Annotated in this window: 17 protein-coding genes; 8 read left to right on the plus strand and 9 right to left on the minus strand. The window is 63.9% G+C overall.

The features are described from left to right. Positions 1 to 11: 11 nt before the first annotated feature. Positions 12 to 2741 carry a TonB-dependent receptor gene (locus FHS03_RS04835; RefSeq protein WP_183439867.1) on the minus strand — a complete coding sequence of 910 codons (2730 nt, stop codon included), beginning with the start codon at positions 2739 to 2741 and terminating at the stop codon, positions 12 to 14. 349 nt (positions 2742 to 3090) lie between these two features. On the opposite strand from FHS03_RS04835, the gene FHS03_RS04840 reads away from it, so the two are divergent. Further along, entirely contained in the window at positions 3091 to 4941 is a 1851-nt protein-coding gene (locus tag FHS03_RS04840; RefSeq protein WP_183439868.1) for a glycoside hydrolase family 13 protein, read from the plus strand. Between the two features lie 129 nt (positions 4942 to 5070). On the opposite strand, the gene FHS03_RS04845 is transcribed toward FHS03_RS04840, so the two are convergent. The 4 genes from FHS03_RS04845 to FHS03_RS04860 all read right to left on the minus strand — a co-directional run bounded on the left by FHS03_RS04845 (position 5071) and on the right by FHS03_RS04860 (position 9219). Next, complete coding sequence (locus FHS03_RS04845) at positions 5071 to 6687, minus strand: methyl-accepting chemotaxis protein (RefSeq protein ID WP_183439869.1); 1617 nt, start codon at positions 6685 to 6687, stop codon at positions 5071 to 5073. 139 nt (positions 6688 to 6826) lie between these two features. Continuing rightward, complete coding sequence (locus FHS03_RS04850) at positions 6827 to 7351, minus strand: GNAT family N-acetyltransferase (protein ID WP_183439870.1); 525 nt, start codon at positions 7349 to 7351, stop codon at positions 6827 to 6829. Continuing rightward, positions 7348 to 7884, minus strand: coding sequence for a GNAT family N-acetyltransferase (locus FHS03_RS04855; protein ID WP_221208043.1), 537 nt, complete (start codon positions 7882 to 7884; stop codon positions 7348 to 7350). Before FHS03_RS04855 ends, FHS03_RS04850 begins: the two co-directional genes overlap by 4 nt. A 33-nt stretch (positions 7885 to 7917) precedes the next feature. Continuing rightward, positions 7918 to 9219, minus strand: coding sequence for an amidohydrolase family protein (locus FHS03_RS04860; protein WP_183439871.1), 1302 nt, complete (start codon positions 9217 to 9219; stop codon positions 7918 to 7920). A gap of 208 nt (positions 9220 to 9427) precedes the next feature. Here FHS03_RS04860 and phaP point away from each other — a divergent pair, with 208 nt between their 5' ends. From phaP to FHS03_RS04880, 4 genes are all read left to right on the plus strand, one after another. Beyond that, positions 9428 to 10096, plus strand: coding sequence for a TIGR01841 family phasin (phaP, locus tag FHS03_RS04865; RefSeq protein WP_183439872.1), 669 nt, complete (start codon positions 9428 to 9430; stop codon positions 10094 to 10096). Between the two features lie 206 nt (positions 10097 to 10302). Beyond that, a complete protein-coding gene (locus FHS03_RS04870) occupies positions 10303 to 12054 on the plus strand; it encodes an ABC transporter transmembrane domain-containing protein (RefSeq protein WP_183439873.1) in 1752 nt (583 codons plus the stop codon). Beyond that, positions 12044 to 13840 (plus strand): ABC transporter ATP-binding protein, encoded by a 1797-nt coding sequence (locus tag FHS03_RS04875; RefSeq protein WP_183439874.1) that lies wholly within the window; start codon positions 12044 to 12046, stop codon positions 13838 to 13840. The genes FHS03_RS04870 and FHS03_RS04875 overlap by 11 nt, the downstream gene beginning before the upstream one ends. Before the next feature lie 156 nt (positions 13841 to 13996). Beyond that, positions 13997 to 16105: a tetratricopeptide repeat-containing diguanylate cyclase gene (locus FHS03_RS04880; protein WP_307729523.1), complete on the plus strand. Its 2109-nt coding sequence runs from the start codon at positions 13997 to 13999 to the stop codon at positions 16103 to 16105. 33 nt (positions 16106 to 16138) lie between these two features. Here the strand turns inward: FHS03_RS04880 and FHS03_RS04885 are convergent, their stop codons facing one another. After that, positions 16139 to 16483, minus strand: coding sequence for an apolipophorin (locus FHS03_RS04885; protein ID WP_183439875.1), 345 nt, complete (start codon positions 16481 to 16483; stop codon positions 16139 to 16141). 133 nt (positions 16484 to 16616) lie between these two features. Here FHS03_RS04885 and FHS03_RS04890 point away from each other — a divergent pair, with 133 nt between their 5' ends. The 3 genes from FHS03_RS04890 to FHS03_RS04900 are packed head-to-tail and all read left to right on the plus strand — an operon-like array spanning position 16617 to position 19230. Continuing rightward, positions 16617 to 17009, plus strand: a complete 393-nt coding sequence (locus FHS03_RS04890; RefSeq protein ID WP_183439876.1) for a GntR family transcriptional regulator — start codon at positions 16617 to 16619, stop codon at positions 17007 to 17009. Then, positions 17006 to 17830: an ABC transporter ATP-binding protein gene (locus FHS03_RS04895; protein ID WP_183439877.1), complete on the plus strand. Its 825-nt coding sequence runs from the start codon at positions 17006 to 17008 to the stop codon at positions 17828 to 17830. Before FHS03_RS04890 ends, FHS03_RS04895 begins: the two co-directional genes overlap by 4 nt. Continuing rightward, positions 17827 to 19230 carry a hypothetical protein gene (locus FHS03_RS04900; RefSeq protein WP_183439878.1) on the plus strand — a complete coding sequence of 468 codons (1404 nt, stop codon included), beginning with the start codon at positions 17827 to 17829 and terminating at the stop codon, positions 19228 to 19230. Before FHS03_RS04895 ends, FHS03_RS04900 begins: the two co-directional genes overlap by 4 nt. Here the strand turns inward: FHS03_RS04900 and FHS03_RS04905 are convergent. Genes FHS03_RS04905 through FHS03_RS04915 form a run of 3 tightly spaced genes read right to left on the minus strand, consistent with a single transcriptional unit; the run spans position 19211 to position 24839 of the window. Further along, positions 19211 to 20665 (minus strand): hypothetical protein, encoded by a 1455-nt coding sequence (locus FHS03_RS04905; RefSeq protein WP_183439879.1) that lies wholly within the window; start codon positions 20663 to 20665, stop codon positions 19211 to 19213. The two genes, FHS03_RS04900 and FHS03_RS04905, sit on opposite strands and share 20 nt — an antisense overlap. 12 nt (positions 20666 to 20677) lie before the next feature. After that, positions 20678 to 24310, minus strand: coding sequence for a tubulin-like doman-containing protein (locus FHS03_RS04910; protein ID WP_183439880.1), 3633 nt, complete (start codon positions 24308 to 24310; stop codon positions 20678 to 20680). A gap of 16 nt (positions 24311 to 24326) precedes the next feature. After that, positions 24327 to 24839 (minus strand): hypothetical protein, encoded by a 513-nt coding sequence (locus FHS03_RS04915; RefSeq protein ID WP_183439881.1) that lies wholly within the window; start codon positions 24837 to 24839, stop codon positions 24327 to 24329. Positions 24840 to 24849 lie beyond the last annotated feature (10 nt).

Raw genomic sequence — 24849 nt, forward strand, 5'->3', positions numbered from 1 at the left:
CGGGAGAGTTTTTAGAATTTGTAGTTGGCGCCCAGCAGGATGGTGCGACCGTATTTCTGGTACTCAAGCGGCTGGTTGCGGCTGCCGGCGTAGGTTTCGTAGGCGGCGTTGCGCAGGTTGTTCACCTGCAGCAGCAGGCCCAGGCCTTTGAGGCTGCCGGTGTTGAAGGTGTAGCCGACCTGGAAGTCGATGATGTTTTCGCCGACCACGTAACGCAGGGTGCGGTTGTTGGCGAAGTTGCCGATCTCACCGACGAAGTCGGAGCGCTTGCGCTGGCTGACGCGCGTCTCGAAACCATTCTTCTCGTAGTACACCGTCAGGTTCGAGGAGTGCTTGGACAGGCCTGGCAGCGGGATGTTCTTGCCGATGCTGCTGTCCGGATCTTCGATCTTGATCGAGGAGTCGGCATAGCTCCAGCTGCCGCTCACGCCGAAGCCGTCCAGCATTGGGGTCAGCATGTTCAGCGGCAGGGAACCGGACAGCTCGACGCCTTTCAGCGAACCGCCCTGACCATTGCGCGGCGCCTTGTAGTCGCCGAAGTTGGTGATCGCCGGCGTGCCTGGCGTGAACTTCGAGAAGTCGTAGTTCTGCGTCATCGTGTAGATGTAGGTCTTCAGCTTCTTGTGGTAGGCCGCTGCCGCCACATAGGCTTTCTTGCCGAAGTACTTCTCGTACGACAGGTCGAGCGCCGTTGCGCGCCATGGGTCGAGCTGGGCATTGCCGCCTTCGCCGCCCGGTTTGAAAGTGTTGGTGGCGACGTTGAAGTCGAGCGCGGAACGCAGCTGGTCGACGCGCGGGCGGGCCAGCTGTTTCGCGGCGGCGAAGCGCACGGTCTGGTCGTGGGCCAGGCCGAAGGACAGGTTCAGGCTAGGCAGATAATCGGTGTAGGTCTTGCCGTCGTGGACAGGCTTGACCTGCTGGCCGGCCGGCGCAGTACCGTCCCAGAACTTGGCGTCCGATTCCTGCTTGGTATGCTGGGCTTGGATGCCGACGTTGCCGCGCACGCTGATGTCGCCGATTTCGGCTTCGATATTGGCTTTGGCGTAGGCGGTGGTGATCTTCTCGCTCACGTCCCAGCCCTTGGAAATCAGATAGCTCTGGGTATCGTTCGGGGCGAAGATCATGTATTTGGAGACCACGCCCGGCACATTCCACGCCGGGATCACGCCGGTGCCGGAGAAGCCCAGGTCCACGGAGTTGTACAGGAATTCGGATGGGATGATGAAAGGCTTATCCTTCAGCAGCATGGCGCCTTCCGGTTGGCGCTTGGCCTTGCTGCGGTCGGCGTAGTTCACGCCCACGTCCACGCCGGAGAAGACTTTTTCCAGCGCGTCGAACATCGGCAGGCTGGCGACCAGCTTGAAGCCTTTCAGCTCGTCTTCCACGCGCGGCACCTTACCGTAGCCGGAACCGTAGATGGTCGGGCCGACATACAGCTTGCTGGCGTCGCTGTAGTTGCGGGTGCCGGACAGGGTCGGGAAACCGCCCTGGCGCAGGGTCAAGTTGACGGTGTCGAGGAAGGGATCGAGGGCGGCGTTGGTCAGCTGGGTATTGGCTTCCAGGTTCAGTTCATCGCGCGTAGCCTTGGACCAGTTCACGTCGGCGAACAACGACCATTTTTCGAACTTGATGTTGTTGCTCCAGCCGACCGCCTTGATATCGTCCTTGCGCTTGTTGTACATGCCGCGCACCAGCGGATACACGCCGCTGGCGCTGCCGCCGGCGAAGGTGCCGTTATCCAGCACCACGTTCTGGAAGTTCAGGCCTGGCTTGTTATTGCCATTGAAGCCGCCGACATGCACTTCGAACTGGTTGGCGGTTTCCTCGCGCTTGAAGCGCGAGGCGTAGACGTCGAGCATGCTGGTCCACTGCTTGTTCGGACGGTACTGCAGCACGCCCATGATGCCGTCGCGCTCATTCTTGCCGCTGCGGCCCAGGGACTTGATGCCGTCGGTGATGTAGGTGCCGCTCGGGATACCGGAACGGTCTTCCTTCTTCCATGGCTCATACAGGCCGGTTTCCTGCTGCAGGATGGGCGATTCGAAGTGGGCATAGCCGATCGCCACGCCGATGGTGCGGTTGGCGAATTGGTCGATGTAGCTGGCGCTGAAGCGGTTGCCGCGCGCGGAGGCGTTGGCGATGCGGCCCAGCGAATTCTTTTCGCCGCGCACATTCATGGCCACGGTGCGGCCGCCGAAGGAGAGCGGACGCACGGTCTGCATATCCAGCGTGCCGGACAGGCCTTGGCCTACCAGGCCGGCGTCCGGCGTTTTGTAGACGGTCACGCCGCTCAGCAGCTCGGAGGGGTACTGGTCGAATTCCACGCTGCGGTTGTCGCCGGTGCTGACCTGTTCGCGGCCATTCAGCAGCGTGGTCGCGAAGTCGGGCGACAGGCCGCGCACGCTGATCACCTGGGCGCGGCCGGCGACGCGCTGGGCGGCCAGGCCGGGCAGGCGGGCGATGGATTCGGCGATGGAGGCATCGGGCAGCTTGCCGATGTCCTCAGCGGAAATGGCTTCGACGATCGAGGTGGAATCTTTTTTCACGGAGATCGCGTCTTCGATGCCGCGGCGGATGCCCGACACCTTGACCGACGTGATCGGCTCCTGGACCGCCGCCTGGCCGCTGCTCTGGGCAAATGCCGGCACCGTCGCCATGGCCGTCACGAACAGCGCGCAGCCGGCCGCGACCGGACTCAGTGGGAAGGCGCGCTGGCGGCGCTCAGTTGCGAATTTATCCATTTTCAAAAAGTCCCCTCTCAACAGTACGAAATTTTCCCGCAACTCAAGCCTAGGTCATTTGAATTCGACTACACGGGATCCAAGGAAGAAAACGTTCTTATAGACGTTACGCAAGAATTTTGTACTAAAACTAGATACCATGTCAATTGAAGCTCAGTAGAACGACGCAATATCAAGGATTTACTCATCAGCCCACTCTGAGCACTTGGCATGCGCGTTGTATTTGAGCTACATGAAATACGAGGCAAATATGTAGTGATACTACAATTAACCTATTAATACCACTTTAGCGTCACAAGCCCAGTACGGCGGCCTACAATCGGGCGGCCGCATCACCGATGGAGATCACATGCGATTGCACGCCCTTGCCTTCTTAAGCACCCTGTCCTTGCTGGCCGGCGCCGCGCCGGATTACCGCATCCAGCATCTGGAGCCGATGTTCTGGTGGACGGGCATGACGCATAAGCGGTTGCAGTTGATGGTGCACGGGCCGCGCATCGCCGAACTGGAACCGGCGCTCAGCTATCCCGGCGTGCGCCTGAAAGGCGTGCAGCGCAGCGACAATCCCAATTACCTGTTCCTTGACCTGGAACTGGCCGACAGCGTGCAACCGGGCAGCTTCGACCTGGCGTTCCAGCACGCCGGCAAAACAGCGCTGACATACAGCTACCGCCTGCTGCCGCGCCAGCCCGGATCGGCCCAGCGCCAGGGCTTCAGCAACGCCGACACGATTTATCAGCTGATGCCCGACCGCTTCGCCAACGGCAATCCCGCCAACGACAGCCTGCCCGGCATGGGCGACAAGGCCAATCGGCGCGACGGCTCCGGGCGCCATGGCGGCGATCTGCAAGGCATGGGCGAGCACCTGGGCTATATCGCCGATATGGGCTTCACCCAGATCTGGCCCACGCCCCTACTCGAAAGCGATATGCCGCAGCACAGCTATCACGGCTACGCCGCCACCAACCATTACCGTATCGATCCGCGCTACGGCAGCAATGAGGACTACCGCCGCTACGTCGCGCAGGCGCGCGCGCAAGGCATGGGCGTGATCCAGGACGTGGTGCTGAACCACATCGGCAGCCGCCACTGGTGGATGCAGGATATGCCGGCAAGCGACTGGATCACCCACCAGGGTAAGTACGCCCCCACCGCCCACCACCGCGCCGCCGTGCAAGACCCTTACGGCTCGCAAGAGGATGCGCGCAACTTCACCAGCGGCTGGTTTGTCGACACCATGCCGGACCTGAACCAGGCCAATCCGCTGGTGGCGGCGTACCTGATCCAGAACAGCATCTGGTGGATCGAATATGCGGGCCTGTCCGGCCTGCGCGTGGACACTTTCGGCTACTCCGACAATGCCTTCCTCAGCCAATGGTCGCAGCGCGTGATGCTGGAATACCCCAAGCTCAATCTGGTCGGCGAAGAGTGGAGCGCGCACATCCCCTTTGTCGCGCGCTGGCAGGAAGGCAAGCAAAATCCCGACGGCTACCGCTCCCACATGCCCAGCATGATGGACTTCCCCCTCAACGACGTCCTGCGCAAAGCGCTCGCCGCGGGACCTGAAGATGAAAAGGGACTAAAAGATTTATACGAAACCCTGGCGCAGGACCACTTGTATCCCAATCCCGGCCAGCTGGTGCTATTCGAAGGCAACCACGACCTCTCGCGCCTATACAGTGCGCTGAACAGCGATCCGGCCCTGTTCCGCATGGCGATCGCCTATGTACTGACCGTCCCGCGCATTCCCCAGTTCTACTACGGCACCGAGATCCTCATGCCCAGCACCGTCAAAGGCCGCGACGACCCCTCCTACCGCCAGGACTTCCCCGGCGGCTGGCCCGGCGACAAAGTGAACGCCTTCACGGGTGACGGTTTAAGCGGCGACCAGCGCGCCGCCCAGGCCTATGTCAAGAAGCTGGTCAACTGGCGCAAAACCCAGTCCCTGGTCCACCATGGCAAGATGATGCACTACGGCCCCGAGGATGAGGTCTACGTCTACTTCCGCTACGATGGCCAGAAAAGGCTCATGATCGTCCTCAACAAAAACGCCAAAGAGGTCGAGCTCAAGCTAAGCCGCTTCCACGAAATGCTGGCCAACAAGACCCGCGCCACCGACATCATCAGCGGCAAAGACTACACGCTGAACAGCACCCTGCCCCTCTCCGCCCGCAGCCCCCTCATCCTCGAGCTCCACTAACCCTCTTTGATAAATATCAAAAAATGTCCACCCTGGTGTCAGGCACCACGGTTGGACATTTTTTGCGAAAAATCAAAGAATGTCCGACTCTGGTGCCTGACACCAGGGTGGGACATTTTTTGAGCTAGATCAAGCCGGGAGGGCGCGCAGGGTGCGGATGCCGGGGAGGCTGGGGGCGTCGTGGAGCTTGAAGATGGAGACGGCTTCGGCCAGGCTGCTGGCTTGCTGTTGCAGGGCGTCGGCAGCGGCGGCGGCTTGCTCGACCAGCGCGGCGTTCTGCTGGGTGACGCTGTCCATCTGGCTGATGGCGTTGCTGATCTGCTCGATGCCTTCCTGCTGCTCGCTGCTGGCGACGGCGATTTCGCCAATGATGGCGGTCACCCTTTCGACGCTGGCGACCACTTCTTCCATCGTGACGCCGGCTTGTCCCACCAGGCGGCTGCCGGCTTCGACGCGTTCGACGGAGTCGCCGATCAATTCCTTGATTTCCTTGGCGGCGGCGGCGGAGCGGTGCGCCAGGTTGCGCACTTCGCCGGCCACGACGGCGAAGCCGCGCCCCTGTTCACCGGCGCGCGCCGCTTCCACCGCGGCGTTCAGCGCCAGGATATTGGTCTGGAAGGCGATGCCGTCAATGACGCCAATGATGTCGACGATCTTGCGCGAGGATTCATTGATGGCGCCCATGGTCTGCACCACTTCCGATACCGTGGCGCCGCCTTTGACAGCCACTTCGGAGGCCACGCTGGCCAGCTTGCAGGCCTGACCGGCGTTCTCGTTATTCTGGCGCACGGTGCTGGTCAGCTCGACCATCGAGGAAGCGGTTTCCTCTAGCGAGCTGGCCTGCTCTTCGGTGCGCGAGGACAGGTCCATATTGCCGGTGGCGATTTCGCTGCTGGCGCCAGCGATGGTTTCGGTGCCGCTGCGCACGCGGCCGACGATATCCGCCAGGTTCTGGCTCATTTGCTTGAGCGCCTGCAGCAGGTCGCCTATTTCGTCCTTGCTTTTCACGTCGACGTCGCAGCGCAGATCGCCCGCCGCCACCGTCTTGGCGATGTCGATGGCCTGCGTCAGCGGTATGGTGATGCCGCGCACCAGCCATACCACGATCACGCTGCCCAGCACCACCGTCACCAGCAGCATGACCAGCAGCGAGATGGTGGCGCTGCGATTGGCCTTCTCGCTGTCGGCCGCCACTTCGGCCATCATGCGGCGCGATTGCTCGTCGATGAAGGCGACGATATCATCAATCAGCTTGGTCGGCGCGCGGTCCTGGCCCTTCACCAAACCATCGACCACCTTGGCGCTGTCGGGATTGGCCGAGTCGTATTTCTGCAAGGCGGCCAGATATTTTTTGCCCAGTTCATCGTGGGCGCGCGTGGCTTCGTCGACCAGCGGTGTACTGAGCTTCAGCTCATTGAGCAGGGCGCCAAGCTTTTGCAGCTCGCCCGCGGTTTGCTTGCCGCTCTTGACGAAGGCCTTGGTGTAGCGGTCCAGCAGCTCCGGATCGCCGCCGCGCAGCAGGATGTTCTTCCACTCCTGCACCTGGATCTTGAACTCGACCTGCGAACTGCGCGCGGTGTCGACCGCCTTGGTCAGCAGCACCGAGCGCTGCATGCCTTCGGCATTGCGTTCCTTGATGAAGTTCAGCGCGCTCCAACCCTCGAAGCCCACCGCCAGAATAGCGAGCAGGAAGAAGCCGCCGAGCAACCCCAGACGCACGCCGATTTTCAGATTGGCGAGTTTCATGATGTATCCCTTGTGTGAGCAAAATGTCTCTATTGGACAGACTGCAACGCCGCCTTTCTCCTTATGGATACGCGGTCTCTGTGTAATACATCATGCGCCGCAGATGGGCAAAAGCCAAGGAGGAACTAGCATTCAAGTATCAAGCGTGGCGTGAAGGAAACTCCAGGCTATACAAATTGGTGTCGCTGCCGTCATCCTTGAAGCGCACCACTCTCACAAAGCTCAGGCCCAGCTTTTTCAGCAGATTATTCGATCGTAAATTTTGCGGAGAAGTTATGCCCAGCAGGCGCACCAGGCCGACGCTGTCGCGCGCATGCAGCACCACAGCGGCCGCCGCCTCGTAGGCATAGCCCTCGCCCCAGTATGCGGGCCAGATGGCGTAGCCGATATCGGCATCGGGCAGCGCATCGCGCTTGATCAAGCCGCACAGGCCGACCGGCACGCCGTCGCTGCTGCGCTCGACCAGATACAGCGAATAGCCCAGCCGGCGCTGCATCAGCACCGGTCCCTGCTCGATATTCTTTTCCGCCTCCGCCACGGTGCGGATGCCTTTGTCGCCGATATTCTCGATCCAGGAAGGATCGTTGATCATCTGAAGAAAGAAAGGCGCGTCGCTGGTTTCCAGCGTGCGCAGCGTGAGGCGCGCGGTGGCAAGGATCTTCATTGTTCCGGCCACTCGCTGGGGTCGGACAGGAATTTATACATGACGTAGACATCGACAAAACCCAGCTGCTGATGGCGGTAAGCCTTGGGCAGCGTGCCGATCACGGCGAAGCCGAGCCGCTTCCACAGCAGCACGGCCGAGACATTGGTGCTCACCACATAATTGAACTGCATGGCGAGGAAGCCGCCGGCGCGCGCCTGGCCCAGGCAGTGGCGTCCCAGCAGCTTGCCGATGCCCACGCCCTGCGCCGCCGGCGAAACCATCAACGAGGCCGTCGCCACATGGCCGCCGCGGTCACGCTGGTTGGACAGGATGCGGTACATGCCGAGCAGGCGCTCTTCGCCATCGATGCCGCTGCTGCGCGTGGCGGCCCAGGTCTGCACGCCGGGGCCGAACCAGAAGTCGTGGCAGTCCTCGCGGCTGGTGTCGGCGGCGAAGTAATAGGTGTCGCCGCTGGCGATCAATTCCTGGAAGATGGTCCAGATGGACTCGGAGTCGGCCGGCGTGGCCGGGCGGATCTGAATATCGTTCAAGGTCGCTCCATGGCTCGGGGAGATAATAAATTCTCAGGTATTTTCCGGCGCAAGTCCAGCACTGTGCCGCAGACGAAAGTCGCTGTAGGCCGGACGTCCCGGCAGATTCAGCCGCGCTTGCGCGCGCGGCGACTCGGCCACCACTTTGCCGCGCCGCAGCACCAGACGCCGCGCCGCGCGCAGGCGGATCGCCTCCACCGCATCGCCCGCGTCGAGCAGCACCAGATCGGCATGGCAGCCCGGCTCCAGGCCATAGCCCTCCAGGCCGAGGATGCGCGCCGGCGTCTCGGTGACGGCGGCGAAGCAGGCGCGCATGGCATCCTGTCCCGTCATCTGGGCCACATGCAGCCCCATATGCGCTACCTCCAGCATATCGCCCGAGCCCAGGCTGTACCAGGGGTCCATCACGCAGTCGTGGCCGAAAGCGACATCGATGCCGGCCGCCAGCAATTCCGGCACGCGCGTCATGCCGCGCCGTTTCGGATAGCTGTCGTGGCGGCCCTGCAGGGTGATGTTGATGAGCGGATTGGCGATGGCGGCCACGCCCGCCTCGCGCATCAACGGTAGCAGCTTGCTGACGTAATAGTTATCCATCGAATGCATGGAGGTCAGGTGGGAACCGGCGACGCGGCCTTGCAGGCCAAGGCGCTGCGTTTCGTAGGCCAGGGTTTCGATATGGCGCGACAGCGGATCGTCCGACTCGTCGCAATGCATATCGACGCGCAAGCCCTTGGCGGCGGCAAACTCGCACAGGATGCGCACCGACTCCGCACCCTCGGCCATGGTGCGTTCGAAGTGCGGGATGCCGCCCACCACGTCCACGCCCATGACGATGGAGCGCTGCAGATTGGCCAGCGCGCTGGGGCTGCGCAGCAAGCCGTCCTGCGGAAAGGCCACCAGTTGCAGGTCGAGATAAGGCGCAACGCGGCGCTTGACGTCGAGCAGCGCCTCCACCGCCAGCAGGCGCTCGTCGCAGATATCGACATGGCTGCGGATGGCGAGCAGACCGCGCGCCACGGCCCAGTCGCAGTATTGCAGCGCGCGCTCGACCAGCGCCTCCTGTGTCAGCTGCGGCTTCAACTCGCCCCACAGCGCGATGCCCTCCAGCAGCGTGCCGGACGCGTTCACGCGCGGCAGGCCGTAACTGAGCGTCGCATCCATATGGAAGTGGGCATCGACGAACGGCGGCGCCAGCAGATCGCCGCCGGCATCGATTTCCTGCGCACCGCGCACCTGCAAAGCCGGCCCCACGGCGGCGATGCGGCCATCGGCGATGGCGAGATCGATCTGACGGCGACCGTCGGGCAAGCTGGCGTTGCGGATGACCAGATCCATGGCTGTTCCCTGTAAATGAATGATGGGGCGATTGTTTCAGAGACTGTCGGTCCCGGCAATCGGCAGCCGAATTTCCGAGCGCCAAGAACCTATGCTGCATTGCATAAATTAAGCTACTAATGATGAGAAAAATAACTTCCCAGCACCGAAAATCACCGCTAAAATCAGTTTATTGCAGCGCACCATTCCAATCGTCTCAGGAGAGCTTATGTCTTCGATTACTGAACAGTTGTCTGCAGCAACCAAAACGCAGCTGGAATCCCAGCTCAATATTCTGAACCATATCGCCAGCACCACCTTCGACGGCGCCCAGCAGGTGATCGCGCTCAATCTGAGCACCACCAAAGCCTCGGTCGAAAACTCCGCCGCCGCCGCCAGGCAATTGCTCGAAGCCAAAGATAGCGGCGACTTGCTGAGCCTGGTGCAAGCCCCCGGCTTTGACCGTCTTTTCGCCTACGGTCGCGAACTGTTCGCCATCGTCAGCAAGACCCAGGCCGGCCTGCTGCAAGCGGCCAAGGACCAGTTCCAGGACGCCAGCGCCGCCGTCACCGCCGCCGTCCCCCAGTTGAGCGAAGTCATCAGTGAACCGGTCGCGCAAGTAGCCCAGGCCGTGCAAGCGGCCGCCCCGGTTGTCACGCCCGAACCGCTGGTCGTCGCCCAGCCGGAACAAGAGACCGGCGAGCAAGACGAGCCCAGCGACATTGCCGCCGCCGTCAAGAGCGCCATCAAAGCCAAGCCCGCCGCCTCCAAACCATCGCTCGAAGCCGCCCCCATCGAGCCGGAAGACATCAGCCCAGCCAAACCCGCTGCCGCCTCCTTCCCCGAAGTCAAACCGGCCGTCAACCTGAAATCCGTCAGCACCAAGCCGAAGAAATAAGCCGGCTGCCTTTTGATCTAACGCAAACAATGTCCACCCTGGTGTCAGGCACCGGGGTAGGACATTCTTTGATTTTGCGCAAACAATGTCCGACCGTGGTGCCTGACACCAGGGTTGGACATTGTTTGATTTTGCGCAAACGTTGGGCGGTCTGCGGGATTTTGTGGGGTGAGGTATGCTAGCGGGCTTGTTCCCGGGGATACTTCATGAGTTTATCGAGGCTTATTGGCGGCTTCGTGCGTGTGCAATGGCGCGCGTACGCGGCGGCCGGCGCTATGCTGGCGGGCGTGGCGGTGCTGACTATTTTGGTGCCGCGCAAAATCGGTATGATGATCGACCGCCTGGCGGCGCATGAGCTGTCCGGTTCGGCCTTGCTGCTGGAAATCGGTGAGCTGCTGCTGATCGGCGCGCTGATCTACTTTTTGCGCGTGGGCTGGCGTTTGAAGCTGTTCGCGGCGGCTTATCAGCTGGGCGTGGAATTGCGCACGCGCTTTTACCGGCGTCTTTCGCTGCAGGGTCCGGGCTTTTATCAGAAGCAGCGTACCGGCGACCTGATGGCGCTGGCGACCAATGATATCGATGCGATCGAGATGGCGGCCGGCGAGGCAATGCTGGCCGGTTTCGACGGCAGCCTGTCGCTGCTGATGGTGCTGGGCGTGATGCTGCTGGGCGTGGATTGGCGCCTGGCGTTGATCGCCCTGCTGCCCTTCCCGTTGATGGGATTGGCGTTCTGGCGCATCTCCAGCCATATCCATACCGCGTCCACCGATTCCCTCAAGCGCTTTAGCGCGCTAAACGATCATGTGCAGGAAACGCTGTCCGGCGTGCGCACCTTGCGCGCCTTGGGACTGGAACAGCGCAGCAGCGCCCAGTTCTCGGACCTGGCCGGCCATGCCGCCGCCGCCAGCCTGACGGCGCAGCGCTGGGAGGCCGCTTATGAACCGGCAGTCGGCCTGACCTTGACGGCGGCCACCGGCCTGACCCTGGGTCTGGGCAGCTATTTGGTGTGGAATGGCGAGCTGACCATCGGCGCGCTGACCAGTTTCAGCATGTATCTGGGGCAGTTGATCTGGCCGATGTTCGCGGCCGGCTGGGTGCTGTCGCTGATCGAGCGTGGCCGCGCGGCGTTCGCCCGCCTGCAACCGATGCTGGACGAACCGCTGGCGATCGACGATCACGGCACGCTGAACCAGCGCGTGCCCGGCGCGCTGGAATTGCGCGATGTCGGTTATGCCTATTCCGGCCAGCTGGAGCCGGCGCTGTCGAGCATTACCCTGACCTTGCGCCCGGGCCAGACGCTTGGCCTGGTGGGACCGACCGGCAGCGGCAAATCGACCTTGCTGCGCCTGATCCTGCGCCAGCTGGCGCCGCAGCATGGCGCCTTGCGCTGGGGCGGCCATGGCCTCGACGAGTACCAGCTCAAGACCCTGCGCGCGGCGATCAGCTGGGTGCCGCAGGAATCGTTCCTGTTCTCGGCTTCGATTGCCGACAATATCGCGCTGGCGCGTCCCGAGGCCAGCCGCGCCGAGGTCAAACGGGCCGCGCGCCTGGCCGCGATCCACGACGATATCCTGCTTTTCCCGCAGGGCTATGAGACCGAGGTCGGCGAGAAGGGCATCACGCTCTCAGGCGGCCAGCGCCAGCGCGTGGCGATCGCGCGCGCCCTGCTGGCCGATAACGACCTGCTGCTGCTGGACGATGCGCTGTCGGCCGTCGATACCGGCACCGAAACGTCCATCCTGGAACACCTGGAAGAACTGCGCGCCCAGCGTCCCGGACGCAGCGCCGTCATCGCCAGCCACCGCCTGAGCGCCGTGGTCAACGCCGACCTGATCGTGGTGCTGCACCATGGCCGCATCGTCGAGCAAGGCAGCCATGACGCGCTGCTGGCCCTGGATGGCTGGTATGCCAGCCAGTGGCGCTATCAACAACTGGAGGCCAGCCTCGATGCTCTCTAAACCGCAAGACGCTTCGCTGAAGCGCCAGGCCGCCAAGGCCACCGCCCTGCTGCGCGAGGCGGCGCGGCCCGACCAGCACCATCTTTACTGGGCCGTGTTGTGGCTGATCCTGGCCGCCGCGCTGGAAGTGGTCGGCCCGCTGCTGGGCAAGCACTTGATCGACGAACATCTGCTGCCCAAGCATCTGGACTGGCCGCGCATGTCCCTGCTGCTGGCCGGCGTGCTGCTGACGGGCTGGATTTCGACCGGCCTGCGCTATCTGCAGCTGGTGCGCCTGTCCGGCCTGGCCATGCGCTCGGTGCAGCGCCTGCGCGAGCAGGTCTACAGCCATGTGCTGCGCCTGCCGATGGCCTTCTTCGACCGCGCCATCACCGGCCAGCTGGTGTCGCGCGTGACCAACGATACCGAGGCGGTCAAGAGCCTGTATGTGCAGGTGCTGTTCGTGATCCTCGACAGCAGCATCGTGCTGGTCGGCACGGTGGCGGCCATGGCCTTCCTCGACTGGCGCCTGATGCTGATCGTGCTGGCCCTGCTGCCCTGCGTGCTGGCCATCGTCTGGCTGTATCAGCGCATGAGCGCTCCGGCCGTCAGCAAGGCGCGCCAGCTGCGCAGCGAGATCAATGGCCAGATGGCCGAATCCATCGGCGGCATGAGCGTGCTCCAGGCCAGCAATGCCGAGGCGCGCTTCGCCGCCCGCTTCGGCAAGACCAACGCCGAGCACTATACGCAGCGCATGGCCGAGATCCGCGCCAACGCCTGGCTGCTGCGGCCCGCGCTCGACCTGCTCAACGTGCTGCTGCTGGCCGGCGTGATCTTCGCCTTCGGCCAGCGCGACATCAGCGCGGCCGAGGTGGGCGTGCTGTATGCCTTCATTAACTATATCGCGCGCGTAATCGAGCCGCTGATCCAGATCACCATGCAGTTCAGCCAGTTGCAGCAGTCGGTGGTGGCCAGCTCGCGCGTGGCGGCGCTGCTGGACGAGGAAGGCGCGCCGGAACACCGCGACGGCGCCAGAGCGGCCGGCGCCGACGCGCGCGCCGCGAACGACGCCGCCACGCCGGCCGTCTCGATCCGCGCCCTGGACTTCGAATACAACGCCGGCCAGCGCGTGCTGCACAATCTGTCGCTGGATATTCCGCAAGGCGCCTTCTTCGGCATCGTCGGCCATACCGGCAGCGGCAAGTCCACCCTGCTCTCGCTGCTGCTGCGCTTCTATCCCGCGCCGCACGGCAGCATCCTGATGAACGGCCAGCCGCTCGATGATCTGGGCAACGAGCAGTTCCGCGCCGACGTCGGCCTGGTGCCGCAAGACCCCTTCCTGCTGGCCGCGTCGGCGCGCGAGAACATCGATATGGGACGCGGCCTGACGCAGGCCCAGATCGAGGCCGCCGCGCGCGCCGCCCACGCCCACGACTTCATCCTGGCCATGGAAGACGGCTACGAAACCGTGTTGGGCGAAGGCGGTTCGCGCCTGTCGAGTGGGCAGAAGCAGTTGATCGCCATCGCCCGCGCGCTGGCCGGCCAGCCGCGCATCCTGCTGCTGGACGAGGCGACCTCGCATATCGACAGTCAAACCGAGCAAATCGTGCAGACCGCGCTCAGCGAGCTGCATGGCAAGGTGACGGTGATCGCCATCGCCCACCGCCTGTCCACCATCCGCGACGCCGACCGCATCATCGTGCTCAATCACGGCCGCATCGCCGAAGCCGGCCCGCACGATGCGCTGATGCAGATCGAGGGCGGCTTGTACCAGCGCCTCTACTTGCTGCAGCAGCTTGCCGCCTGATTAAAACGTCAATAAACTTGCCAACGAGACCACGAAAACTGTGCGGTTTTGAGGAAAATCTGCAAGGCTATTGACGTTTCCCACTTGCAACGCGCATATAATTGTCCGGACACTTAGCGCCTCAACTCCGCGCAGTGCAGCACAAGGACTCCCACGTTGTCAGGTCTACAGGAACAGCCGATTTCGCATCGCATTCGTCTGCTGGCGGCGGCTTGGCTGCTGGCGCCGGCGTTGGCCTTCGGCCAGTCGCTCGATGCGGAAATCGCCACCATCCGCGAACAGGTCCGCTTCACGCCCGACAAGGCGTTGATGCAGCTGCAGCAGATGGAAGCGTCGGCGCGCGCCGCGCCGCCTGCCACCAAGGGCGAATTCCTGTCCCAGCTTAGCCTGGCCTGGCGCTACCTGGGCCAGTACGAAACGGCCATGGTGCTGGCCGACGAACTGCAGGCCTTCGGCAAATCCCAGAACGATCCAGCGTTGAACGCCAAGGCGGTGCTGACGCGCGCCTACGTGTATTCGGCCATGGCCGACGCCAAGGCGGCGCACGCCCTCGCCTTCGAGGCCGAAAGGCTGGCCAACGCCACCAATGACATGAAACTGCGCGTGCAGGCCACCATCACGGCCGGCCAATGCTACGCCGAGCAGGGCAACTTCCCTGCCGCGCTGGCGCGCCTGCAGACGGCCACCGACCAGGCGCGCCAGATCAAGGACGACCTGATTCCCCTGGCCAGCGCGCTGAACGCCCTGACCCAGCTCTACACGCAGATGAAGGAATTCGGCAAGGGCTGGGAAACCCTGGCCGAATCGGTGGAGGTGGCCGAGAAAATGAACTCGCCCGGCCGCCTCGCCTCCGCCATGAACACCGAATACGGCCTGGCCATCGACTCCATGCAGCCGCGCCGCGCGCTGCAAGCCCTGCTGCGCGCCCTCGACCTGGCGCGCCGGCTCGGCGCGCGCGGCATGGTGGCCGACCTCCTGGTCAACCTCTCGGACAGCTACCTGAAAGAGCACGATTACCAACGCGCCATGCGCTACGGCCAGGAATCGATCATCGCCGCGCGCGAGATCAACAACGCCGCCACCGAAGCCACCGCCCGCGTCAACATCGGCCAGGCCTATCTGGGCATGGGCCGCGTGGCCGAAGGCAAGAAGAGCTTCGAAGCGGGGCTGGCGCATTTCGAGAAAACCGGCGGCAAGGTCGAACTGCAGGTGATCCTGCAGGAATACGGCTCGGCGCTGGAACGCGCTGGCGACTTTGCCGGCGCCATCGCCGCCTACCACCGCGAGCGCACCCTCTCCAACGAGCTGTTCGAACGCCAGCGCCAGAAAACCATGCTGGAGCTGCAGGAAAAGTACGACACCGAAAAGAAGCAGCGCCGCATCGAAGCGCTCAGCCAGGAGAACCGCGTCAAGAGCGCGGAGATCGACAACCGCCGCCTGCAGCAGCGCGTATGGTGGCTGCTGGCCGTGGTGCTGGCGTTGACCGCCATCATCGTCGGCCTGTTGTACCGCAAGGTGCGCCATGCCAACGCCAAGCTGGAAGAGAAGAACCAGGAGCTCAAGCAGCAAAGCGCGCTCGATCCCCTGACCCTGCTCTACAACCGCCGCCACTTCCAGGAATTCATGCGCAGCCACAAGCCGGAACGGCGCGGCATGGGCAACGAGGATATCGTCGGCGCCCTGTTCCTGCTCGACGTCGACCACTTCAAGCACGTCAACGACAGCTACGGCCACGCGGCGGGCGACGCGGTGCTGAAGATGATCTCCGAACAGCTGCGCATCGCGCTGCGCGAAACCGATATGATCGTGCGCTGGGGCGGCGAAGAGTTCCTCGCCTTCCTGCCGGCGATTCCGCGCAATGGCGTGGAGGAAGTGGCGCGGCGGATCCTGAACACCATCTCGGCGCAAAAACTCGACTACCAGGGCGTGCCGATCAGCGTCAACGTCTCGGTCGGCTTCGCGCCCTTCCCGTTGATCCCGGGCGACACGCCGCTGCCGTGGGAGCGCGCGGTGAACCTGGTGGACATGGCGCTGTACCTGGCCAAGGCCCACGGCCGCAACCGCGCCTACGGCGTGCGCGGCTTCGACAACTTCAGCCAGACCTCGATGGAAGACATCGAACAGGATCTGGAACGCGCCTGGCGCGCCGGCTTCGTCGACATGAGCGTAGTGCTGGGCGGCTCGCCCGAAGCGCCACCGCCGGCAGCCGGGGAACATAGCAATGTGGTGCCTTTGAAGCCGGGCTTCAAAACCAACCCCGGATGATCGATTGATCGAAGGCCGGCACTTGCCTCACGCCTAATGAGCAGCGCCCTCTTTGCGCTCTTCACGCCGTTCGCGGGCGGTTTCCTGCATCTTCTCGCCCGCACGCTCGACCTTGCGGCCTAGCTCTTCGGTCGCCTGATTCAGCTTCTGTCCCGCCTCTCCGGCGGCCTTGTTCAACTGCTCGCCGGTTTCCTTGGCCGCGCCGCTGAGCTGTTCATTCGCCTTCTCCAGCTCCGTCGCCGCCTTGGCGGTCGCCTTGTCGATCTCGCGACCGGCCCGTTCCGCCGGCCCCACTTTCGGCGTCGCCGGCTCCTCGCGTTTGCACCCCGCCAGCGCCGCCGCCAGCATCATCCCCATCACCCAGTACTTGGCTTGCATCACAGTCTCCTGAAAACAGTTCTTGTCATTCAGATTAGCAAAAAACTGCGCGTTGCTGCGCACAGCTCCAGCAACTTTTATTCAAAAAATATTTTGTTGCTACGTGTATTATTGTAGTGATACACTAATTCGCATGAACTTCGATATCGCCCCCACTTCACCCGTCCCGATCTACAAGCAGATCGTGGAACAGGTGCGCCGCATGGTAGCGAGCGGACAGCTGGCGCCGGGCGAGGATTTGCCTTCGGTGCGGGCGGTCGCGCAGCACCATGCGATCAATCCTATGACCGTCAGCAAGGCCTACAGCATGCTGGAAAGCGAGGGCTTGCTGGAACGCCGGCGCGGCGTGGGCATGGCCGTGGCGGGCCAGCGCGGCAAAACCTCCACGCAGGACAAGGCGGCCATGCTGCGTCCCGCGCTGGAGGCGGCGGCCCGCATGGCCCACCAGCTGGCGCTCAGCGACAAGGAAGCCCTGGTCCTGTTCCAAACCTGCCTGCAAGAACAACACAACAAGGAATCCGCATGACTTACATCGCGATCGAAGCGCAGCACCTGTCGCTGCGCCAGGAAGGCAAGACCATCCTCGACGATATTTCGCTGGCGATTCCAGCCGGCGCCGTGGTTGGCCTGGTGGGACGCAACGGCGCCGGCAAATCGACGCTGCTGCGCTGCCTGGCAGGCCTGAACGAGCCGACTGGCGGCAAGGCCAGCCTGCTCGACTGCCCATCGCTCGACTTGAGCGACGCGGTGCGCGAACGCCTGGGCTATGTGGCACAGACGCCCGACCTGTTCGAGTGGATGGGCGTGGCCGAGCATCTGGAACTGGTGGGCAAGGCCTATCCGAAATGGGATCTGCACCGCTGCCTGGCGCTGGCGGCGCGCCTCGACCTGCCCATCGGCAAACGCATCCCGCACCTGTCAGCCGGCGAGAAGCAGACGCTGTCGGTAGTGCTGGCGATGGCGCATCATCCCGATGTGCTGCTGCTGGACGAACCGGTATCGAATCTGGACCCGCTGGCGCGCCGCCAGTTCATGCGCTCGCTATTCGACGACGAAGATGGCGAACGCACGGTGCTGATCTCCAGCCATATCCTGAGCGACCTGGAACGCGTGGTCTCGCACCTGGCCTTTATCCGCGAAGGCAAGCTGCAGCTGTTCGATACCTGGGATGCGATCCTGGAGCACTACCGCCTGATGACGTTCACTACGGAGCTGCCGCCGCAGGCCATCGTCTGCGCCCGCAAGACGGAACGCATCTGCGTGGTCGATACCCGCCGCGCTCCGCAGCACGCGGCGCAAGGCCGTCCGCTGACGCTGGATGAATTGTTCGTGGAGCTGAACGCATGATTGCCGAGAACAAGGATTATGCAAGCCCCTTGCAGCAGAACTTGAGCAAGGCGGGACTGGCCGCCATCGGCGTCGCCTGGATCGCCACCATCCTGCTGGTGCAAGCGCCGGTGGACGATGCAACCGCCGGCTCGGCGCTGCTGCTGATGGTGATCGCATTGGGGAGCTTCGTCTATGCCTTCCTGCGCGCCGCTGCGTTGGCGCGCGCCTTCGCCGTACTGGGTGGCCTGCGCGCCCCTTCCGGACTGTGGCGCAAGGCCGCGGCGCGCTTCATCCGGCAACTGACGCTTGCCTGGTTCGGCATCGGACTGGCCGGCGCGGCGCAGATCGTGCTGTGCTCCGCACGGGCGGAATGGAGCACGGCCTTTGCGCTGTCTGCGCTGGCGCTGTGCGCCGGCATTGCCCTTCCACTGAGTAAGCAGAATCTACTGCCCTTCCACCAGCATAAGTCCGTGTTGTATGGCTTGGCGGCGCTGTTGGGACTTGTGCTCTGGTTTGGACCGGTGACGATGCTCCAGCCGTTCTTGATCCTGCCTGCCCCGTTGCTGCTGGCCATTGCCCTGGCTTGGCCAGCTGCCGCATGGATCTTGCACCAACGCTGGCAAACGGCGTCCCTGCGCGAAAAATCAGGCAATGCGGAAGGCATGAAGCTCTGGCAGCCGCTCAAAAGCTATTTGCAGCGCTTTCATCCCCTACTATGGAATTCGGCCGTGGAAAACAGCGCGCCAGGCGCGGAGCGCAGTATCACGACCATGAATTTCATTGCCGGCTTCAATGCGATCCTGCTAGCCCATATGGTGCCCAATTGGCTGGGCAAGCCATGGGGAGCACCGTTGTCGATGATGAACCTCTTCGTCCTGGCCGTCCTGTGCGCCAATGCCGCAAGTGCGCTGACCATCCGCGACCTGCACTGGCGCTCTTTTGTGATGCCAGGTGGATTGAAACGCGGGCGCATCGGCACCAGCATTCTGCTGGCGACCATGCAGATCATGACACTGTGCTGGCTGCTCGGATACACGATAGTTTTCTTCTTCTCGTACACGTTCCTGGATAAGGCGCCGCTTACGATTCTGCAGTCCTTTGCCGGACACCTCATCGCACTGCCCGAAATGATCTTCGTCGTGTCGTGCGCCATCGCCATACGTGCCAGCTCATTCATTATTTTCGGCTGGATTTTCGCGCTCGTCGCCCTGGGCGGATGGACATCCTATCTCTACCTGAAAGATCTGCCGCCAACGCCTTTTGAGGCGCTGGCCGTAGGACCAGCTTACCTGGCCTGCCTGCTGGGCGGCAGCGCCGCGCTGCTGGCCTTTGCCAACCGGCGCTGGACGCCGCAGCGCCTGCTCGACAATACGCGCTTTGGCATGGCGTTCCGGGCAACTACAGACAGCGGCCGTTAAACCAGCTCATGCCGCCCATGATGCAGCGCTGGTACTCGCGTTCCAGCCGCTCGGCCTTCTCGTGCAACTGCTGGCATTCGCGGTTGCCGGGATCGGTCTGGGTCATGCACTGGCTGGCGCGGCCGATGGCGGCGCGGTAATTCCCCTGTCCGATCTCGCGCTGGGCGTCCGCTTGCAAGCGCTGCGCCTCGCGCGCCGTGGCGCTGGCCGCCTCACTCTGCGGCGCCGGGCTTGACGCCTGGTCCAGCAAGGTCGATTCCAGCAGGTGCGATAGCCGCTCCCTCAACTGACGGATGCGCTCCTCGGCCTCGGGACGCTTCAACTTTTCAGCCGCCTTGATGCGGGCCTCCAGGCATGGACGGTCATTCTTGCGCAGGCAGGCGTCGGCTTCGTCGAGCAGGTTTTCGGCGCGCTTGGCATCGATGCGCCCCGCCAGCTCCTTCGTCTCCGTGCTTTCGCCCCATTTTCGCGTGAAGCCGGACAGGCGCTCGGCGGCGCGTTCCGCCGCGCCGGACTTGGTGGCGCTTTCCAGGATCGGCGCCAGCTCCTTCCATGCCTTGTCGCGGCGGACTTTCTTCTCGCAACCGGGAGCAGCACCGGCGATGGCATCCTGCAAGCGCTTGGTCTGCGCCTTGGGAGCCTTGGCTTCCGTCAGCGCCGCCAGCTCGGCGCGCGCATCGGCAAGGCGGCACTCGGGCAGCATGGCGATGGCGTCATCGACGCGGTACGCGGCTTTCTTGGCCGCGCTCTCGGGACGCATCAGTATCCAGACCGCCAGCAGAAACAGCGCCACCATGAACCAGGTGGTTTTGCTGATCGGCTTGCGCAGCGGTGCGCCGGAACGCGGCGCCTCGGCGCGCGGCGCGGCGGCCGGCTTGCCGCCGCCGGCATTGGCCTGCTGGGCGGAATGGATGCCCTGGGCCGGTGGCGCGAGGATTTCGTCCGGCGCCAGCTTGCGCGCTGGCGGCGCGGGAGATGCCCACTCGGGCATGTCGGACGATAATGCCGGCCCCTGAGCCACAGGCGGCTTGTTCGGCGCTCCGCCCTGCCCGGAATTCCAGGCCAGGTTGCCGCCGCGCGACGCCCCCTCGGCATCGCCATCCCCACGCGATACTTCGGCCTGCGCCGAGGCGATGGTTTTCGCCAGCGACGGCGGCGCCAGATCGCGGATCGCGGCGTTTGCATGCGTCAGCGATGGCGGCTCGAAATCGAGTTCGTTTTGCGCGGTGCCTGAATTGGCGCCGATCGCCGTGGCGCCGCCACTGGCGGCAGGACGCGGCGGCTGCGCGGCGGCCGGCGCGGCGGGACTCGGCTCAACCGGCGCTTCGCTTGCCGCCTCCTGTTGCGTACCGCAATAGGGACAGAAGGCCACCTGCCTTGGCCATCCCCTGCCGCAAGCATCGTTGGTACAACGGTAGATCAACTCTTGAGTCACTGGCCGGTTTCCTTACTCCGGATCGGGAATGTCGTCATACGGATCGGGAATCGCGGGCGAGAACAGCGCCGCGATCTCCGCAATATCGACCGCCGCCTTCCACTGGTCGACATGCGGCGTCCACGCCATATTCCACACCTTGGTGGCGCGTTCCACCTCGCCGCGCGCAATGCGCTGCGCCAGCTCCGCCAGTGAATACGGCCCGTGCTGCGCCTTGTTCAGGAATATCTTGTATAGCGCGCCTGCGGCGGCGGCCGGCGCGGCAGGCGTCGCGTGCTCGGCGCGCTGCTGCGGCCCGCGCAGCACGGCCGCTGCGGCATTCTCGCTTGTCAGATACTCGGGACGCAGCACGCGCTTCTCGACGCGGTTCTGCACTTCCCATCCATAGGCATCGCTGGCCGAACCATCCACCGCCTCGCTCCACTGCGCCAGCGCGGCCAGCGCCTGCTCCACCGAAGCGGGCGACACCGATGCCTCCAGCGACTGCGCGCGGCGCAGCCATTCGTCGTGCAGGCGCTTGGCCGTGATATTCGGCAGCGATGGCGAAGGCAGCTCGGCCCCGGTCTCGTCCACCTCCAGCTTGGGCTGGTACACGCGCAGCTGGTAGTGGCGCATCAAGGCCGCCAGCAGCACTAGTTGATAAGCGCCGACATGGGCCAGACGCTGGCGCACCGCGGCGATCACCTGTTCGCGGTAATACGGCGGCAGGCCGTTGGAACGGATGGCGAATTCATTCCCGATCTGCAGCCACTCGCCGGAACCCTGCTCCACCTCGAACAGATACTGGCCCTTGGGCTGGAACAGCGCCTCGCGGTCGGCCAGGTCGGCCTTGCGCTTGATAACGCCCAGCGCAATCGCCTGCAGGAACCATTCGTAGTCGTCGGCCAGCCGGTTCAGTTCATCCATATTCGGCGCGATCGGATGGCGGAAGCGGGTGGCATCGAAATGCAGATGGGTGGGAATCTTGGGATTCTCGATCTGGTAGGAGGTGCGCCAGGTCGGCAAGCCGCGCAGCACCGTCATTGGGAAGCCGGACAGCTCGATATAGCAGACCGCCTTGCCCGATATGCCCGTGTTCACGATATTCACCAGCTCACCGTGGAAGAAACCGGTCGGCACGGCGGCCTTGATCTCGGCCTCCAGCTTGCGCCAGGCGTTGACGTCGCCCACGCCGATAAAGCATTTGAACTGGTCGGCGTTGGGTGTGAATTCGGCGCTGAAGCGCGCGTTCATCCAGGGCATGGCGCTGCGTATCCATTCGCCGAAGATGCGCTGGCGCTCCTGCGGCGACAGGGCCGTGAGCCTTTCCAGCAGCGGATCGGGCGGGGCGGCATCGCCCAGTTGCTCGGTACTGAGCTGGGTCTGGGCGCGGCGGAACAACTGCAGCAGCAGCGAGGCGCGCAGCTTCTCGTCGCCCAGTTGCGGGAACAGGCGCTCGGAGCCGCCGAATTCGGTCAGCACTTCCTCGCTCCAGGCGCTGACATCGCCCGTCAGCTTGACCGGCTCCGGCAGGGTTTCCGGCGCCAACTTCATATACGTCGCATGCTCGTGCTGGGCATCGGCGCGCAATTGGGCGATGCGCTGGTCGATGGCGATCAGCATCGCATCCACGCAGCGGCGGCCTTCCTGGAATTCGCCGGCGACGCCGCTCCATACCGGCTGGCCTTTCTCGTCCACCGTTTCGATATCGCCCAGCCAGGACGACATATAGCGCAGCACTTCCATCGCCTGTCCCGCCGCCACCGCCAGCAGGTGGAAGCGCAGATAGTCGGAGATGTCGCGCTTCAAATGCCCCATCACTTCGCGCGCCTGCGCCTCGCGGCCAAACAGCTTGCTCGCCGCCTGCGACAGATTGTTGAGCGATTCCTCGACCTGGCGCGTGCGCAGGGCATCGCGCATATCGCGGTAGCGGCGCGCATTGCGCTCCACATGGGCCAGGTCGCGCAGCGAAATGCGGCCCTTGATCTGCTCCAGCAGCGAGAGCACGAATTCCAGGCCGCTCTGCTTGCGGTCATCCAGCAGCTGATAGAGCTTTTCGCGCACGCGGCCCTTCAGGCTTTGCAGCAGCTCGGCGGTGTGGCGTTTCAGCCTGTCCTCGCTGGTTTCGGCGGTGGCGCCGGCCTCGCGGATGGCGTCGCGTTCCAGGTGCGGCAGCAGTTCCGCCACTTTCTCGCGCCAGGCTTTAAGCTCGTAGGAACCCGTGATGCGGTCGATTTCCAGCTGCACCTTGCTTTCCACCCGCTCCAGCAGGGAGCGCTGGTCCTTGTCCAGCAGCAGCTGGTCGGTCAGGGCGTAATCGTAGAACGGCGTCACGTCCACCGTGCCCTTGCGGAAGTCGGGGAACTCGTCGAAGGGGCGCTCGCTCATGCCCATCTGCTCGCGCATGAAGACATCGCGTTCCTGGTCGCCCGCGCGCCGCGCCGGCACGCCGTCGCTGCCCATGATGCCGAAGAAGGCCTTCACCATCAAGGCCGACAACTCGTAGGCGCGGATATCGTCGCGCAGGCTTTGCTGGGTGTCGAGCACCGCCTGGCCGAAGGCCGAATACACCTTGGAATAGGACAGGCGCATATCGCCGAAGCGCTGCTCCGGCACGCGCGGATTGAAGGGGCCGAGCTTGTGCTGCTGCTGGTTGACCGCCACCGAGCGCTTGCGGTTGGCGAAATCGGCGGAAGCGAAATCCTCGAACAGGGAATCGGCCACCATCTGGTACACGTCCTTGACGTCCATCGTGGCCTTGTTGGCCAGGTTGGCGGTGTCGACGAAATACACATCGTCGAAAGGCGCGCCGCGTCCCACCAGGCTGTCGGGATCGGCCCAGCGCACTTGCGCGTTCATATCGCGCATCGCCGTTTCCAGCTCCATCAAGGTGGCGTAGGCATTCGCCTCGGTGCGCTCCTTGTTCGCCTTGGCGTAACCGGAGGGCATCAGCATCACCAGATCGACCTGGCTGTCCGCCACCTCCTGGCGCGCCACGGCCTTGGCGATCCAGCCCAGATCGAGCGCGCTGCCCGCACCGGTGCCGCCCGCGTTCGAGGCGATCACCACGATGCGGAACTTGGAGGTATCGACCTGCAGGCCAAGCCGCTGGTAATTCTCCTTGCGCTCATTGCCGGCATTACTGCTCAGGAAATTCAGCGCGCCCTTGATGCGGCCGCGCAGCTTGGGATATTTGTCGAACAGGTAGAGCCGCGCCAGCGCGCGGATCTGGCCAGCGCCCTTGGACGGATCGATGCCCAGCGAGCGCAGTTTCTTGGGCCGCAGCGGCATCCAGTTTTCGATCAGCGGGAAACGCGCCAGGCTATCGTCCGACTCGTGGTACTGCGGCAGGTCGATATGCTCGACCAGGCGCTCTTCCTCGCTCAGCTTGACCAGCTCATACCAGGGATCGGTGCGTTGCGACTTGCCCTCGTCGATCAGGGCGCCGCTGTCGAGGTCAACATGCAGGAAGCGCGCCACCGGGAACTGGCCGATGGAATCGACGCGCACCGGATGATGGCGGTTCCACACTTCGGACAGGATGCGGCGGCGGATGCGCATCATCACTTCCATGCCGGTGCCGCCCGCGCCGATGAACAGCGTGGGCCGCAGATCGACCTTCAGCTCGGCCTTTTTCTCGATGCTGGGATTGGGGAATTCAGCCATGGCGATATTCTTTCTTTCAGCGGCGGCCGGTCAGCGCGGCACCCACCAGCGAGGCGATGCCGAACACCAGCAAGGTGCCGGTGATCGCCACGCTCAGGAAACGGTCGGAATTGATGATGCCCAGCACGGCGGCCGCGCTGAGGAAGGACAGGCCGCAGAACAGCAGCCAACCCGCCGTGTCGGCCGAGGATGGCGCCACGCGGCGCTTGACCAGATGATTGGCGAAGGCGTTGCGCACGAAGACGAAGACAATCAGCAGCACCACGACGATGCCGCCGCCGATGATCAGGTCGCGCGAGCTGGTGTCGGTGGCGGGCGCGCCGGCCACCGGCGCCACTTCGATGCCGCTGGCCGGCGGCGTGCCGCTCAAGCCGCCGCTGCTGCCGTCCGGCGCTGGCGCTGCCTGCGTGTCGGCGGGCGCGCTGGCCGCTGGCTGGCTGCCCGGCTGTGCCGGCTTGTCGCCGCCCGGAATCTTGAAGCCGGGATCGGTGTTGGCCTGGGCCAGCTGGATGTCGTGTGATTTCTGCATCGGGTTTCCT

The organism is Pseudoduganella violacea (assembly GCF_014191875.1).
Taxonomy (GTDB): domain Bacteria; phylum Pseudomonadota; class Gammaproteobacteria; order Burkholderiales; family Burkholderiaceae_D; genus Rugamonas; species Rugamonas violacea_A.

Bases quoted from the DNA above. Each gene is read 5' to 3' on its own strand.
- FHS03_RS04910 (WP_183439880.1), bottom strand. From the start codon at position 24,310: ATGGCTGAATTCCCCAATCCCAGCATCGAGAAAAAGGCCGAGCTGAAG.
- FHS03_RS04840 (WP_183439868.1), top strand. From the start codon at position 3,091: ATGCGATTGCACGCCCTTGCCTTCTTAAGCACCCTGTCCTTGCTGGCC.
- FHS03_RS04915 (WP_183439881.1), bottom strand. From the start codon at position 24,839: ATGCAGAAATCACACGACATCCAGCTGGCCCAGGCCAACACCGATCCC.
- FHS03_RS04835 (WP_183439867.1), bottom strand. From the start codon at position 2,741: ATGGATAAATTCGCAACTGAGCGCCGCCAGCGCGCCTTCCCACTGAGT.
- FHS03_RS04870 (WP_183439873.1), top strand. From the start codon at position 10,303: ATGAGTTTATCGAGGCTTATTGGCGGCTTCGTGCGTGTGCAATGGCGC.
- FHS03_RS04850 (WP_183439870.1), bottom strand. From the start codon at position 7,351: ATGAAGATCCTTGCCACCGCGCGCCTCACGCTGCGCACGCTGGAAACC.
- FHS03_RS04890 (WP_183439876.1), top strand. From the start codon at position 16,617: ATGAACTTCGATATCGCCCCCACTTCACCCGTCCCGATCTACAAGCAG.
- FHS03_RS04845 (WP_183439869.1), bottom strand. From the start codon at position 6,687: ATGAAACTCGCCAATCTGAAAATCGGCGTGCGTCTGGGGTTGCTCGGC.
- FHS03_RS04885 (WP_183439875.1), bottom strand. From the start codon at position 16,483: ATGCAAGCCAAGTACTGGGTGATGGGGATGATGCTGGCGGCGGCGCTG.
- FHS03_RS04900 (WP_183439878.1), top strand. From the start codon at position 17,827: ATGATTGCCGAGAACAAGGATTATGCAAGCCCCTTGCAGCAGAACTTG.
- FHS03_RS04875 (WP_183439874.1), top strand. From the start codon at position 12,044: ATGCTCTCTAAACCGCAAGACGCTTCGCTGAAGCGCCAGGCCGCCAAG.
- phaP (WP_183439872.1), top strand. From the start codon at position 9,428: ATGTCTTCGATTACTGAACAGTTGTCTGCAGCAACCAAAACGCAGCTG.
- FHS03_RS04860 (WP_183439871.1), bottom strand. From the start codon at position 9,219: ATGGATCTGGTCATCCGCAACGCCAGCTTGCCCGACGGTCGCCGTCAG.
- FHS03_RS04895 (WP_183439877.1), top strand. From the start codon at position 17,006: ATGACTTACATCGCGATCGAAGCGCAGCACCTGTCGCTGCGCCAGGAA.